General features: G+C 65.4%; 15 protein-coding genes. 6 read left to right on the top strand and 9 right to left on the bottom strand.

Annotation, left to right across the window (positions count from 1 at the left end):
* Positions 1–4: 4 nt before the first annotated feature.
* The 3 genes from HWE04_RS03915 to zigA all read right to left on the bottom strand — a co-directional run bounded on the left by HWE04_RS03915 (position 5) and on the right by zigA (position 3,212).
* Complete coding sequence (locus HWE04_RS03915; protein WP_241811844.1) at positions 5–970, bottom strand: succinylglutamate desuccinylase/aspartoacylase domain-containing protein; 966 nt, start codon at positions 968–970, stop codon at positions 5–7.
* 93 nt (positions 971–1,063) lie between these two features.
* Entirely contained in the window at positions 1,064–1,984 is a 921-nt protein-coding gene (folE2, locus tag HWE04_RS03910; RefSeq protein WP_241811576.1) for a GTP cyclohydrolase FolE2, read from the bottom strand.
* A gap of 13 nt (positions 1,985–1,997) precedes the next feature.
* Complete coding sequence (zigA, locus tag HWE04_RS03905; RefSeq protein WP_241811575.1) at positions 1,998–3,212, bottom strand: zinc metallochaperone GTPase ZigA; 1,215 nt, start codon at positions 3,210–3,212, stop codon at positions 1,998–2,000.
* A gap of 239 nt (positions 3,213–3,451) precedes the next feature.
* Here zigA and HWE04_RS03900 point away from each other — a divergent pair, with 239 nt between their 5' ends.
* The gene (locus tag HWE04_RS03900; RefSeq protein WP_241811574.1) at positions 3,452–3,676 is read left to right on the top strand and encodes a hypothetical protein; all 225 of its coding nucleotides are present in this window, start codon (positions 3,452–3,454) and stop codon (positions 3,674–3,676) included.
* A gap of 161 nt (positions 3,677–3,837) precedes the next feature.
* On the opposite strand, the gene HWE04_RS03895 is transcribed toward HWE04_RS03900, so the two are convergent.
* From HWE04_RS03895 to HWE04_RS03875, 5 genes are all read right to left on the bottom strand, one after another.
* Positions 3,838–4,671 (bottom strand): metallophosphoesterase family protein, encoded by an 834-nt coding sequence (locus tag HWE04_RS03895; RefSeq protein WP_241811573.1) that lies wholly within the window; start codon positions 4,669–4,671, stop codon positions 3,838–3,840.
* Complete coding sequence (locus tag HWE04_RS03890; RefSeq protein WP_241811572.1) at positions 4,671–5,684, bottom strand: diacylglycerol/lipid kinase family protein; 1,014 nt, start codon at positions 5,682–5,684, stop codon at positions 4,671–4,673. The genes HWE04_RS03895 and HWE04_RS03890 overlap by 1 nt, the downstream gene beginning before the upstream one ends.
* A gap of 24 nt (positions 5,685–5,708) precedes the next feature.
* Entirely contained in the window at positions 5,709–6,479 is a 771-nt protein-coding gene (locus HWE04_RS03885; protein ID WP_241811571.1) for a phosphatase PAP2 family protein, read from the bottom strand.
* Between the two features lie 48 nt (positions 6,480–6,527).
* Positions 6,528–7,295 (bottom strand): fumarate/nitrate reduction transcriptional regulator Fnr, encoded by a 768-nt coding sequence (fnr, locus tag HWE04_RS03880; protein WP_102662363.1) that lies wholly within the window; start codon positions 7,293–7,295, stop codon positions 6,528–6,530.
* A 264-nt stretch (positions 7,296–7,559) separates the two neighbouring features.
* Complete coding sequence (locus tag HWE04_RS03875) at positions 7,560–8,090, bottom strand: isochorismatase family protein (RefSeq protein WP_241811570.1); 531 nt, start codon at positions 8,088–8,090, stop codon at positions 7,560–7,562.
* A 113-nt stretch (positions 8,091–8,203) separates the two neighbouring features.
* Here HWE04_RS03875 and HWE04_RS03870 point away from each other — a divergent pair, with 113 nt between their 5' ends.
* Together HWE04_RS03870 and HWE04_RS03865 are read left to right on the top strand one after the other, a co-directional pair.
* Positions 8,204–9,442: an MFS transporter gene (locus tag HWE04_RS03870; RefSeq protein ID WP_241811569.1), complete on the top strand. Its 1,239-nt coding sequence runs from the start codon at positions 8,204–8,206 to the stop codon at positions 9,440–9,442.
* A 51-nt stretch (positions 9,443–9,493) separates the two neighbouring features.
* The gene (locus HWE04_RS03865; RefSeq protein ID WP_241811568.1) at positions 9,494–10,495 is read left to right on the top strand and encodes a GlxA family transcriptional regulator; all 1,002 of its coding nucleotides are present in this window, start codon (positions 9,494–9,496) and stop codon (positions 10,493–10,495) included.
* Here the strand turns inward: HWE04_RS03865 and HWE04_RS03860 are convergent.
* Positions 10,492–11,424: a LysR family transcriptional regulator gene (locus HWE04_RS03860; RefSeq protein ID WP_241811567.1), complete on the bottom strand. Its 933-nt coding sequence runs from the start codon at positions 11,422–11,424 to the stop codon at positions 10,492–10,494. The two genes, HWE04_RS03865 and HWE04_RS03860, sit on opposite strands and share 4 nt — an antisense overlap.
* 283 nt (positions 11,425–11,707) lie before the next feature.
* On the opposite strand from HWE04_RS03860, the gene HWE04_RS03855 reads away from it, so the two are divergent.
* The 3 genes from HWE04_RS03855 to HWE04_RS03845 all read left to right on the top strand — a co-directional run bounded on the left by HWE04_RS03855 (position 11,708) and on the right by HWE04_RS03845 (position 14,036).
* Entirely contained in the window at positions 11,708–12,103 is a 396-nt protein-coding gene (locus HWE04_RS03855) for a DoxX family protein (protein WP_006463871.1), read from the top strand.
* Positions 12,104–12,202: 99 nt separating this feature from the next.
* Positions 12,203–13,063 carry a pirin family protein gene (locus tag HWE04_RS03850; protein WP_241811566.1) on the top strand — a complete coding sequence of 287 codons (861 nt, stop codon included), beginning with the start codon at positions 12,203–12,205 and terminating at the stop codon, positions 13,061–13,063.
* 94 nt (positions 13,064–13,157) lie between these two features.
* Positions 13,158–14,036 carry a pirin family protein gene (locus tag HWE04_RS03845; protein WP_241811565.1) on the top strand — a complete coding sequence of 293 codons (879 nt, stop codon included), beginning with the start codon at positions 13,158–13,160 and terminating at the stop codon, positions 14,034–14,036.
* The last annotated feature ends 69 nt before the right edge of the window (positions 14,037–14,105 follow it).

The following is a 14,105-nucleotide window of genomic DNA, read 5'->3' as shown; positions in this document are numbered from 1 at the left end:
AGCCTTACAGGCTGCGCGGGCTGTCCACGCCCAGATAGAACCACTCGTTGCCCGGCAGGGCAAGCGGGTTGGGGAAGACGATGTAGCCGTCTTCCGGTGCGGTGACCGGGCGGCCGTCGTGGCGATGGCCGATCACTTCACCGGCACGCAGCCGGTCGAAGCTGGCCCATTCGCGGACAAAGCGATCATCGGGATGGGCCATGTCGATCACATCGACCAGGCGGATGATCTGGATGTCGTCCGCCGGCGGCTGCAGGGGGCGATCGATCATGCCGTGCAAGCTCAGGGTCTGCAGGATGGCCTGATAGGCGACCTCGGGAGCCTGGGGATCATCATGCTGGCCGCATTCCAGCGTGACGCCGTACAGGCCGTGACTGCGCGCATATTCGGTGGTGCCCACGCCGTATTGCCGGTCCAGCAGATCCGGCGACACCGCATGGCCTTGCTGGCGGCGGCGTTCCACGCCACGCACGTAGGCCGTCATCCATCCTTCGACCACCCGCTTGCAGCCCAGGTGCGCCACCATGCGCTGCTCGGCCGCTGCATGGGCGAAGGGCTCGACTGCGTCCTGGTTGTCCAGCGGACCCAGCATGGCGAAGGGAACGCCGCCGGTGTGGAAGGAGTGCAGGTCCAGCAGCACCTCGTGTTCATCGATCCAGGGACACAGCACATTGCAGAGCTGGTCCTCGAAGTTGGCCGGGGCCGGATGCGGGCGCAGGTTGCGGTTGAGGTTGCGTTCGCCCTGGCGCTGGTGCTTCTGGTAGGCCAGCGGATTGGTGACCGGCACCAGCGTCAGCAGGCCGCGTTGCAGACGCAGCTGGCCGCTGTCGAGTTGCTCGCGCAGGCGGGCGATGGCCTGCGTGCCGCAGGTTTCGTTGCCGTGCACGGCACCCAGTACCAGCAGGCGAGGACCGGGTTCGAGGGATGCGTACTGGTGGCGTTGCAGGAAGGAAGGGAAGTGGTCGGACATCATGGAAATCTTTTACGCAGGAGCGGCAACGATACCCCGCTTTCGCTCATCGTGCCAGGCGGCGGCCCGGGGGGCGGCCGCCACTGGCCATCATCAGCGGATCTGCTCGCGCCAGCCTGGGCTGGCGGTGGCGGCCACCGCATCGTGCGCATGCAGGCTTTCGTAATGGCTGACCCGCACCGCGCAGCTGCCGAAGGCCGCTTCCAGTGCCTGCCGCAGGCGCCGCGCCGCATCTTCCACATACATCAGGTTGGCGCCGTTGGCCAATGCAAAGGCTTGCTCATCGGCACGTCGCACGGCCGTCTGCACGGCGGTGCCCAGTGCCGCTTCGGCGGTATCGATCAGGGCCGACAGCGGCAACTCGGCGCTGTCGGGGGCGACGTTGATGCTCAGTTCGGCCTCGCTGCGCTGGCTGTGCGGCGTGGCCAGGCTGGCATGTCGCGCCAGCCAGTCCAGCGCGGCTTCGCGCGGGATGGCGAGGCTGGCGGCGAAGTGACTGGCGAAGGCATCCTGCAAGGCCTTGCGCGACAGCGCGGCGGAACAGGGGCAGGTAGAGGAATAGGCCACCCGCACTCGCAGGCTCAGTTGCACCTGCTCGTCATGCAGTTCGGCGGCCAGGCTGACGGGATAGCTCTTCCAGCCCGACAGGCCGGGCGTGACCAGCGCCGGGCGTTGCTGCAGCAGGGAAAAATCCAGGCGCAAGGCGGCCCCGCGTGAGTGGCAATCGGCGTGGCTCTCGCGCATCTGGCGCAGCAGGGCATGGATCAGCGGCGGTGTCAGTGCCGCGCGGGCGGTGAATTGCTCCAGCAGCAGATACAGGCGCGACATGTGGATGCCCTTGGCCTGCGGGTCGGGCAGATCGACCGCCACTTCGGCGCTGGCGGGGATGGGCGCGGCGCCGTCCTGCAGATGCAGGGGCAGGGCGATGCCGCTCATGCCCACCCATTCCAGCGGCAGGGCGATGTTGGCGCGCTGTTCGCGGGCAACGTCGGGCAGGGTGCTGGTGAGGCTCATGGTATCGGCTTCCTCATTCCCAGACCGGGAAAGGGTCGGGCATGCGGGCCCAGCCCAGCGGCCCCTGGGCCATCTCGGCGTCCGACAGCAGGCAGGCTTCCAGCCTGGCGCGCAGGGTGTCCTGATCGAGGTCGATGCCGATCAGCACCAGTTCCTGGCGGGCGTCGCCGACGTTCTCATCCCATTGTTCCATGATGAAATCAATGGATTCCTGTTCCTGCGGCCATTTTTCGCGGGGCACTGCGGCCCACCATTTGCCGGCCAGTCCGTGGCGGCATACCGCCCCGGCCTGCGACCACGAGCCCGCATGGGCTGGTCGCGTGGCCAGCCAGAAGAAACCCTTGGAGCGCACCACGCCCGGCCACTCGCTATTGACCAGGGCGAAGAAGCGCTGCGGATGCATCGGTCGGCGCGCGCGCCAGGCGAAGCTGGTGATGCCGTACTGTTCGGTCTCGGGGACGTGCTCGCCGCGCAATTCCTGCAACCAGCCCGGCGCCTGGCTGGCCTGTTCGAAATCGAACAGGCCCGTGTTGAGCACGCGATCCAGCGCCACCTTGCCGAACTCGGCGCTGACGATGCGGGCACGCGGGTTGAGGCGCTGCAGGATGGCGTGCAGGCGTTCCAGGTCGGGCACCGAGACCAGGTCCAGCTTGTTGAGCACGATCACGTCGCAGAATTCGATCTGCTCGATCAGCAGGTCGACCACGGTGCGGCTGTCTTCCTCGCCCATCGATTCGCCGCGTTCCTGCAGGCTGTCCTGGGAGCTGTAATCCTTGAGGAAATTGAACGCATCCACCACCGTGACCATGGTATCCAGGCGTGCCACGTCGGACAGGCAGGCGCCGTCTTCATCGGTGAAGGTAAAGGTCTCGGCCACCGGCAGTGGTTCGGAAATGCCGGTCGATTCGATCACCAGCTGGTCGAAGCGGCGCTCCCGGGCCAGCTTGCGCACTTCCATCAGCAGGTCTTCGCGCAGGGTGCAGCAGATGCAGCCATTGCTCATCTCGACCAGTTTTTCCTCGGTGCGCGAGAGATCGGCACCACCGTCGCGCACCAGCGCCGCATCGATGTTCACCTCGGACATGTCGTTGACGATCACCGCCACGCGGCGCCCCTCGCGGTTGTTCAGGATGTGGTTGAGCAGGGTGGTCTTGCCGGCACCGAGGAAGCCGGAAAGCACCGTCACGGGAAGCCGGGTGTCGCGCGGCTGGCGTTGTGTGGTGGTCATGGGAAACGGGAAGGAGGAGGTGGAGATGCGGGTCAGGACGGGAACATGTAAATGCAACTGAGTTGCGAATATCTCACAAATGCAACAATGTTGCAAATGTGGGTGTGGCCCGTCCATTTCTGTATCGGCCATTCCCACATTCTCATGCCCTGGCCAGATCGGCGGCGGCCCGGCCCGCGCCCTGTGGAGACGGGCCGCTTGTGCTAGCATGGCGCCTCGCAACAAGGAGGTTTCATCACATGTCCCAGATCTTCCCGTACAGGGGAAATGCCGTCATTCCAGAGGTCAAGAAGCTCGATAACGGTAAATTCATGGCTTGCTTCGTGATTCACGAGGGCAAGGATGGCAGCGGCAAGCTGCGCTACCAGCGCAAGGCGCCCACCAATGAATTCGACTCCGAAGACGAGGCCATCGCCTACATCCTCGATTTCTCCGGCGACTGGATCGACCAAAACCCGATGTGAGTCTGCGCAGGCGCAGTCGTCAGGTTGTCAGGTTTGTCAGGTTCCTCAGGCAGCGCCGGTCACGAGCACATGAAAAAAGAGCCGCATGGTTTCCCTGCGGCTCTTTTTTCGTCTGTGCGCTCCGTGCGTCCTGGAGGCGTTGGATTGAATCGGAACCGGCCCTAATCCCCCAGTGCGCCGTCGGCCTTCTGCTCGAACCATTCGCTGCCGCGCTGTACGAAGGTCTGCGTGGCCTCCAGCGCGAAGGAGCGTGCCTCGGGCTGCCAGGCCAGGCGGTACACCACGATCTCGTGCGGCTGCACCTGCAGCACATTGAAGGAATTGCTCTCGCCCCGGCCCCGGGTGGAGGTGGCCGTACCGGCCTGTACCACCAGCGCCGAATAGCCTGGGATGTGATAGCGCCCGGCGCTGCTGACGGCCGAGCTGGTGTGCACGTGGCCGGCCAGCAGCAGGTCGGCGCCGCACAGGGCGAAGGCGCGCATGGCCGGTACCGCCTGGCCGACCAGACCATGATGCTGCGGCCCCGGCGGCAGGTCGAAGGGATGGTGGGTGACGATGATCTTGACCAGATGGTCGTCCACCGCCGCCAGTTCGCGCCGCGCCAGCTCGATCTGGCGGTCGTTCACGCGCCCGTCCTGGATGGTCAGCGAGCGGGCGGTGTTGATACCGACTACCGCAATCTCATCGTCCACGTACGAGGGCTGCAGGTCCTGGGTGATGTGGCGCTTGTACTTGCGCAGCGGCTGCAGCAGGCGCGCGGCGACATTGAAGAGCGGCACGTCGTGGTTGCCCGGGACCACCAGTTGCGGCTTGGGCAAGGCGTCCAGGAACTGGCGCGCCTCTTTGAACTGGCTGCTGCGGGCGCGCTGGGTGAGGTCGCCCGAGACCACCACCAGATCCGGGCGCAGTTCGTGGATCTGGGCGATCAGTGGTTCGATGATGGCCGTATCGATGCGACCGAAATGCAGGTCCGACAGATGGATGAGGGTACGCATCAGCGGTCCCCCCACAGTTTGTCCAGCATACCGGCTTCCTTCCCGGCGTCGTCATTTGCTTCCTGCGGCACGATCACCTCCAGCGAGGCGGGGCGGATGCGATAGTGCAGCGGCGTCTGCATCAGGTTGACCTCGCCATCGGTGGCCACGCGCATGCGCTTCTTGTGAGTCTCGATGTGGATCTCGGTGGCGGTCAGCACGTCGAAGTCCTGCGCCGCCTGCAGGCGCCCGAACAGCGCGTGCAAGGCCAGCCGCAGCAGGCCCCAGCGGCCGGTGCGATGGCAGACGTACAGGCTCAGGCGGCCGTCGGTGAGGGTGGAACGCTTGCCGATGTCCAGGCCGCTCATCAGGTATTCGTTGTTGCCGATGAAGACGAAGGGCGTGCGCCGCCAGTGTTCCTGGCCATCGATGGACAGGCGTACGCGCAGGAAGGGGTAGCGCCGCAGCGCGCCCATGGCTGCCCACGTGAACGCCAGCCACTTGCCGCGCCCCAGGCGGGCCTGCTGTTTCTCGCGCTCGCGCACGATGTCCGGATACAGGCCCAGGCTGGAATTGTTGATGAAGGGCTGGCCATTGACCTCGCCACTGTCGACCCGCAGGCGGCGCCCGGTGGCGATGTTGGCGATGGCCTCTTCCAAGACCAAGGGGATGCCGAGGTCCTTGGCGAAGTGGTTCAGGGTCCCCAGCGGCAGCACGCCCAGCGCACTGTGGCACTGGCCGTCGGCCAGCAGGGTGGATGCCACGGCATTGACGCTGCCGTCGCCGCCGCCGACGGCGACCACCGGGACCTGGTCGCGCACCGCCTGGCGCGCAGCCTGTAGCATGTCTTCGCCGCTGTGCGCCAAGTGCACCACGGCGCGCAGGCCGTGGCGGGCGAATTCATCGGTGATATGGGCGGCCAGCGCTTCGGCGTGACCGCCACCGGCCTTGGCATTGATGGCGGCAACGACGTCAGGACGCCTGGTTCCGGTCTTGCTGTCGGGTAAATTCTGGAGGGATTGTTGTTCTGGCATTCGCAACGAGGGGATGTTGGAAAGTCAGTTGGAACGCGACATTGTCCAATAGTGCCGCTGTATCGTGAAAACCACCGTGGTCCATAGCGCGAACCAGGCCGTGCCCAGCAGCATCGCCCCCAGTACATCGCTCAGAAAGTGGGCACCCAGATAGACCCGGCTGAACGCGGTCAGCCCGACCAGCAGCAGTGCCGCGCCCACCACGAACCGCTGTACGCCGGCAGGGCCCAAGCGCAAGCGCGCGCCGAGGGTCGCGAGCAGGGCCGGCTGGTTCAGCAGGTAGGCCGCCAGCACGGCGTAGAGCAGGGTGGCACCGATGGTGTGTCCGCTGGGGAAGCTGTAGCTGTGCAGCACCAGGATGGGATCCTCGAAGCTGGGCCGCATGCGAGCGAAGACATGCTTGAGCGTGTAGTTGAACAGCATGCCGCCCGGCAACACCAGCGCCAGGTCGGCCACCCAGGCCCATAGCCGCGCCCGCACCATGTGCCGTAGCAGCAGCGCGCCCATCACCAGTACGCCGATGGTGCCGTGCAGGTGGGTGTAGCCCAGCACCAGCTCGGTCAGGGGCGAGAAGGCACGCTGGTTGAACCAGTCCGCCAGTTGCTGATCCAGGCGCGTGAGCGCGCCCTTGGTGGCGACTTCATAGGCGATCAGGGCAAACAGCAGTGCGGTGGAGAGCACCGCCATGAGGCCAGTGGTCAGCGGCAGGCCGAGATGGTGGTCGCGCGCCAGACGGGCGCGCAGGAAGCTTTTCAGGAGCGATGGGGAAGAGGGGGGGAGCCGGGGTGTTGTCATCCGGCCATTCTAACCTCTCGCAGGTAGCTGGCGGCAGCTACCGGCAGCTCAGGCGCAGGGGTCGTTGCCCAGGGCGATGGCACGCAGGGTTGCCAGGTCGCTCAGTTCGACGTCGCGGTGGTTGACCTCGATGACGCCGGTCTTCTTGAAGTTGGTCAGCAGGCGGCTCACGCTTTCCACCGCCAGACCCAGGTAATTGCCGATTTCCTCGCGGGTCATGCGCAACTGGAAGCGGGTGGTCGAATAGCCACGGCTGGCGTAGCGCGAGGACAGGTTCAACAGGAAGGCCGCCATCTTCTGCTGGGCGGTCATGCTGCCCAGGGTCAGCATGACGCGCTGCTCGCGGGAAATCTCCAGGCTCATCATGCGATGGAACTGGCGCAGCAGGGTTGGCATGTCGCGGAACAGGTCTTCCAGCCGAGAGAAGGGGATTTCACAGACTTCGCTGTCTTCCAGCGCCACCGCCTCGCACAGGTGGTGACCGGCGCCGATGGCATCCATGCCCAGCAGTTCGCCGGCCATCTGGAAGCCGGTGATCTGCTGGCCGCCATTGGTATTGCTCTGGAAGGTCTTGAAATGCCCCAGCCGGATGGCGTAGAGCATGTCGAACTTGTCGTTGAGGCGGTACAGGGACTCGTCGCGCTTGACCTTGCGGCGGCGGTTGATGACCTGTTCCAGCCGCTGCATGTCGCCCTGGTCCAGGCCCATCGGCAGGCATAGCTGGTGCATGCTGCAAGCAGAGCAACTGGCGCGCAGGGTATGCAGCGTGAGCGGTGGCGGTGCGTGGGCGGACGTGGGGGCAGGTAGGCTGGACATAAGCGTGTGGAGATCCTCTATGTTGTGGCGGCGTCGGCTGGCCAGGGTTTGGCGTGATGATAGGTGATACGCAACATCGTGATGCGCCCACGCAGCTATTTTTTCCGTTACTTTTACCACAGTTCTCGGCTGCTGAATGCATCCGCAGGCCTGATAACAGAAACTTTCATCACTTCAATGCCCAACGTGCATTCCAGTTAAGTCAGGCCGTGCTTCCCGAGCGATGGCAGGCTTGACCTGGACCACGGGAATACGTCGCTGGTCTCACTTGATCAGCTTCAGGACCGTGCGGAACTGCGGATGCCCGCTTTCCCGCAGCCATTCATAGGCCACCATTTCCAGGGTTACCGGAACCGCGCCGGCCTGGCGCAGGCGCTCGAAGGCGGCATCACGGTCCAGGGCGCGGCGCGAGCCGCAGGCGCCCAGCAGCGGCAGCACGCGATAGCCCCGCTGCAGCAGCGAGAGCGCGGTTTGCAGCACGCAGATATGGGCCTCGCAGCCGGCCACGACGATCTGCCGCACCGAGGGGGGAATGGCCGCCGGCAGGCCCTCGGCGCAGGCGTCGAAATGGCGCTTGGAGAGGGTCTTGTCACACAGGCGGCGGATGTCGGGGTGGTTGGGGCCGAGCTTGTCGGGCATCTGCTCGGTGCCGATCACCGGCACCCCCAACAGGCCGGCGATGCTGGCCATGCGGACCATCTCGGCCAGTACGGCCTGGCCGTCATGAATGGCCGGCAGCAGCTTTTCCTGCGGGTCGACGACCAGCAGGGCGGATTCGTGGGCCTGGATCAGCATGTCGCGGGGTCTTTCAAGGATGGGTTGGCAGGAATTGAAGGTTTTGTGTCATTGACGCCAAAGCACCCTCGATCCGACAATTTTTCCATCAATCACCCTCCGGAGCAAATCCCATGCGCTTCCCCTCCGCCGCCTCTGCCGGCAGCCGCAATGCCGCCGTCCTGGCTCTGTGTCAGGGGCTCTTCACCTGCGCCATCTCGATCGACCTGACCCTGACCGCGCTGACCGGCTGGCAACTGGCACCGGACAAGGCGCTGGCCACCCTGCCGTTTGCCCTCATCACGGTGGCCGGGGCAGTGGTGACCTGGTTTGCGGCTTTCCTGATCCAGCGCCTGGGACGGCGCTGGTCCTTCGTGCTGGGGGCGGCCAGCTGCTGCGTGGGCGGGTTGATCTCGGTGTGGTCGGTGTTCCATGCCCAGTTCTGGACCTTCTGCGCCGGTACCGCCCTGGTCGGGGTATTCCAGGCCTTTGCCCAGTATTACCGCCTGGCGGCGGCCGATGCCGTCAGTGAAGCGGCCAAGAGCCGTGCCATCTCCACCGTGCTGGCCGGTGGCGTGATCGCGGCGCTGGTCGGTCCGGCGCTGGCGGCCTGGAGCAAGGACTGGTTCCCCACCGCGCTCTTTGCCGGCGCCTATCTGGTGGTGGCGGCCATGGGCCTGCTGTCGGTGCTGGTGCTGATTTTGTTCTATCGCGACCAGACCGATCACCTTGCTGCCGCCGCGGCCACGGGTGCGGAACTGGCGCCGGCACGGTCCTTGTCGGCCATCGCCCGCACCCCGGTGTTCATGGCCTCGGTGGCCAATAACGTGGCCGGGTCGATGGTGATGATGTTCATCATGACTGCCGCGCCGCTGGCGGCGGTGGCCTGTCATCACGGCATCGACGATGGCGCCGCCATCATCCAGTGGCATCTGGTGGGCATGTACGCGCCATCCTTCTTCGCCGGGCGCCTGATCCAGCGCTTTGGGCTGGGCAGCGTGTTGCTGGCGGGGCTGGCCATGAACCTGGGCTGTGCGCTCATCGCCATGCTCTCGACCACCTTGCCAGCCTTCTATGTGGCCTTGCTGCTGCTGGGCGTGGGCTGGAACTTCATGTTCGTGGGCGGCACCACCTTGCTGGCCCAGTCCTACACCCCGTCCGAACGGGCCAAGACCCAGGGCCTGGCCGAGCTGATGCGCTACGCCGCCACCGCCCTGGCCACTCTCGGTGCCGGGCCGTTGCTGGCGCGCTTTGGGTGGGAAACCCTCAACGCCGCCATCCTGCCGGTGCTGCTGGTCTCGGCGCTGGTCACCGGGCGCTGGATGCTGGCCCAGCGTGCCGGGCGGGCGACGCTGGCGGCCGGGCTGCGCTAAGATCGCACGCACCTTCACTTCTGATCTTTACTAAGCGACTACAGGGTTTGCATGGAATCCAAGCACGCACCGCGCCAGGTTGTCATCCTGGCCTATGAAGGCATGAACCTGCTCGACCTGTCCGGCCCCCTGCAGGTGCTGGCGACCACCAATCGTCTGCAGGGGCGGGAGGTGTATCGGCTGCATGTGGCTTCGGCGCAGGGCGGCGCCATCGTCACCAGTGCCGGACTGCCGGTGATGACGCAGTCGCTGGCGGCGCTGGATGGACTGCTGGACGGGCAAGCGCTGCATACGCTGATCTCACCCGGCGGCAGCCTGGGCGAGCCCTTCAGTCTGGATCTGGCACTGGTGGCATGGATACGCCGGATGGCGCCGCTTGCACAGCGTGTCTGCTCGGTCTGTACCGGCGCCTTCCACCTGGCCGAGGCCGGCGTGCTGGATGGCCTGCGGGTGACCACGCACTGGGATTCGGCCGAACAGCTGCAGCGCCGCTATCCGGCGCTGGAGGTCGATGGCGACCCGATCTACATCCGCCAGGGCCGTATCTGGACGTCCGCGGGCGTCACCGCCGGCATCGACCTGGCACTGGCACTGGTGGAGCAGGACCTGGGCCATGCCTGCGCCATCGCCACGGCACGCCAGCTGGTGGTGTTCGTCAAGCGTCCGGGCGGGCAGTCGCAGTTCAGCGCCCCGCTGGCCTCGCAAGCCACCGGGGCAGGGCGCTTTGCCGAGCTGCATGCCTGGATCGCCGCGCATCTGGAAGCCGACCTGCGGGTGGAAAACCTGGCGCGCCAGGCCAATATGAGCCCGCGCACCTTTGCCCGGCTGTATGTGGCCGAAACCGGACGCACGCCGGCTCGTACCGTCGAACTGATGCGGCTGGAAGCGGCGCGCCGTGCGCTGGAGGAGACCCGCCTGCCGCTCAAGCGCATTGCCAGCCAGGCCGGCTACGGGGAAGAGCAGAACCTGCGTCGGGTATTCCTGCGCCAGCTCGGGGTCAGTCCGGGGCAGTACCGCGAGCGTTTCGCTACCGTCGCCCACCTCGGCGCCTAGGGCGCGGGGGCGTCGGCCGGCAGCGGCTCCAGCGACTTCAGCCCGGCCAGGGAATCCAGCCACCATGACAGCGCCGGTCCGGCCGGGTGGTCGGGCTTGTAGACGCACTGGATCGGCAGCTCCTCGCCCTGGGGCGAGTGGTGGACGGTGCTGATGCTGATCAGCCGTCCCGCTGCCAGGTCATCCTTGACCACATGCAGGGGCATGTTGCCCCAGCCCATGCCGGCACGCAGCAAGGCGTGCTTGGTCCCCAGGTCGCTCATGCGCCAGGTCAGGCGCGAATGCACCGAAAAATCCTGCCGCGCGGTGAGCTCGCTGCGGTCGCTCAGCACCAGCTGGGTCTGCTGCTGGAGCATCTTTTCCGTCACCCGTCCCTTGACCTGGGCCAGTGGATGGCCAGGCGCCACCACCGCCACCAGCTGCACGCTGGGCAAGGTAATGCGCAGCAGGTTGGGTGGCGTGGTCGGCAGCGTGCCCAGGATGCCCAGCATGGAGCGGCCTTCGATGACCCGCTCGGCCACCGCTCCCAGTGCTTCCACCTCCAGCCTCACCGTCACGGCCGGGAAGGCGTCGCGAAAGCGTCGCAGCAGGTCCACCAGGCAGTCGGTGGGGAAGAACACGTCCACCGCCAGCGACATCTCCAGCTCCTGCCCACGGGCATAGGAATTGGCCCGCACCTGCAGCGAATCCACATGGTCCAGTACCTGGCGCGCATCGGCCAGCAGTGCCATTCCCGGGCGGGTCAGCTGCGGCCGATAGCCGCTGCGGTCGAACAGCAGCACCCCCAACTGATCTTCCAGCGTGGCGATGGCATAGCTCACCGCCGATTGCGCCCGCGCCAGCTTGCGCGCGGCTGCCAGGAAACTGCCACTGTCGGCAACCTGGACAAATACCCGTAACTGGTCCAGCGAGAGGCGTTCGATGTTCATGGCATTCCCCAGAAAGCAGAGCAAAAGAGAGCAAAACGCCAACTATATCTAAAAAATTGATGGTGATTATAAAAAGATAATCAGTTTTTCCGAGGCGTGATCTTGCCTATTCTGTCGTCACTGGCTGCAGTGAAACGCCGAGAGCGAACAGCACAAAGCCGGGCGTAGTCGGCAGTAGCAAGACGAACACATTGAAGTCATGTAGAAAAATGCAATAAGGCAACACGGCATCACAACTCAAACAACCGTAGTCCACCCATACCCAATATCAGAGAGGCTTACCATGATTACCAACTACACCACCTTCCGTATCGGCCGCGTCCTGCTGGCGTCGCTGTTCGTCATCTCCGGGATTTTCAAGATCGTCGGTTTCGCCGGTACCGTCGGCTACTTCACCAGCCTGGGCCTGCCGGTCCCGACCCTGGCCGTGCTGGTCACCATCCTGGTCGAAGTCGGCGGCGGTCTGCTGCTCATGAGTGGTCGCGGCGTGCGTCCGGTGTCGCTGGTGATTGCGCTCTTCACCGTCGGCGCCACCCTGTCGGCCCACCATTTCTGGACCATGGAAGGTGCCGCTGCCCAGGGTCAGATGATTCACTTCCTGAAGAACGTGGCCCTGATCGGCGCCTTGCTGCTGGTGTCCTCCATCGACACCCAGGCCCAGCCGGAAGAAGCACACTGATTCATTGATCCGCTGATCCTCACCTGTCACCGCCCCATCAATGCAGTCCCGGCCCGCGCCCAAGAGGTGCGGGCTGATTCAGATTCAAGGAGATCGACCATGACTACCCCCTACACCCGCCAGATCGAACGCCTGGTCAACGGCATCCCCACCCAGGATGGCGCCGGCGTCAGCCTCACCCGCGTGCTGACCCATGACCTGCAACGCCGCCTGGACCCGTTCCTGATGCTGGATGCCTTCCACTCCGATGAGCCCAGCGACTACCTGGCCGGTTTCCCCGACCATCCACATCGCGGCTTCGAGACCGTGACCTATATGCTGGCCGGCCGCATGCGCCACCGCGACAATGCCGGTAACGAAGGTCTGCTGGAACCGGGTGGCATGCAATGGATGACTGCCGGTCGCGGCCTGGTGCATTCCGAGTTGCCGGAGCAAGAAAATGGCCTCATGAGCGGCTTCCAGCTGTGGGTCAACCTGGCGGGCAAGGACAAGATGACCGATCCTGGCTATCAGGACATCCCCTCGGCCGGTATTCCCGAGACCTTCCCGCAACCGGGGGTGAAGGTGCGCGTGCTGGCCGGTACTGCCTTCGGTACCGATGGCGCCATCCGCCGCGAGACCACCGAGCCGCTGTACCTGGATCTGGACCTGGAAGCCGGCGTGAGCCTGGAACTGCCGATCCCGGCCACCCACAATGCTTTCCTCTACGTCTACCAGGGCAAGCTGGCCGTGGGCGGTGAGGGCGCCGAGACCCGTGCGGCCGAAGCCGGTCGCATGGCCGTGTTGACCAATCCGGTGGGTGCCGCCGGGGTGACGGTGCGGGCCGAGCAGGGGAGCCGCTTCCTGCTGATCGCCGGCAAGCCTCTGAACGAGCCCATCGCCCAATGGGGGCCGTTCGTGATGAATACCCGCGAGCAGGTCGAAGCCGCCATCGATGATTTCCGCGCCGGCCGTTTTTGAGCACATCTGCGCTGAAAAAGACTGCACTTCATCGCCAGTCATCTGAATGAAAAAACGGGCGTCCGGGACGCCCGCACCACAACAGGAGAGCACCATGAGCAACATCCTTCACAAGATCCAGGGCCTGACCCGCGACATCGGCTTCCCCGTGCGCCGTCTGCTACCCGCTGCTGCCGCCCGTACCGTCGGCCCCTTCGTCTTCTTCGATCACATGGGTCCGGTGGAATTCGACGCCGGCACCACCGAAGGCGATGTCCGTCCCCACCCGCATATCGGCCTGGCTACCGTCACCTACCTGTTCTCCGGTGCGATGATGCACCGCGACAGCCTGGGCGTGGTCCAGCGCATCACCCCGGGCGCGGTCAACTGGATGGCCTCGGGTCGCGGCATCGTGCACTCCGAGCGTATTCCCGACGACATCCGCGAGCAGAAGGTGCCGGTGCACGGTCTGCAGATGTGGGTGGCCCTGCCGGCCGACCAGGAAGAGGACGCACCGAGCTTCCATCACTACGCATCGGAAGACATGCCGCAGACCCAGGTGGGGGGTGCCAGCCTGCACGTGCTGGCCGGTTCGGCCTTCGGCGTGAGCTCGCCGGTAAAGACCGCCAGCCCGACCCTGTACGTGGCCGGCAGCACCACCGAGGGGGCCGAGCTGGAGATCAGCGCCGAGGTGCAGGAGCGCGCCATCTATGTGGTCCGTGGCGATGTGACGCTGGATGGCGAAAGCATGCCGGCCGGTACCCTGGCCATTCTGCAACCGGGTGCCACGGTCGCCCTCAAGGCGGTCGGCGAGGCGGTCTTCATGATCCTGGGCGGTGCGCCGCTGGATGGCCCGCGCTTCGTCTGGTGGAATTTTGTCGCTACCTCGCGGGACAAGATCGAAGCCGCCAAGCTGGCCTGGAATGGCCGCGACAAGCAGGTGTTCCCGGATATCCCGGGTGAAACCGAGTGGATTCCGCTGCCAGCCCATTGAGCCGCATCGCGGATTCCGGATCCACGGCGCTGAAAAGAAAACCGCCAGTCGTGTGCATTGCATGCATCA

The organism is Herbaspirillum sp. C7C2, assembly GCF_022627865.1.
Classification (GTDB): domain Bacteria; phylum Pseudomonadota; class Gammaproteobacteria; order Burkholderiales; family Burkholderiaceae_D; genus Herbaspirillum; species Herbaspirillum frisingense.
Note: the sequence above shows the minus strand (reverse complement) of the source record. Positions and strands in the feature narration are given on the sequence as shown.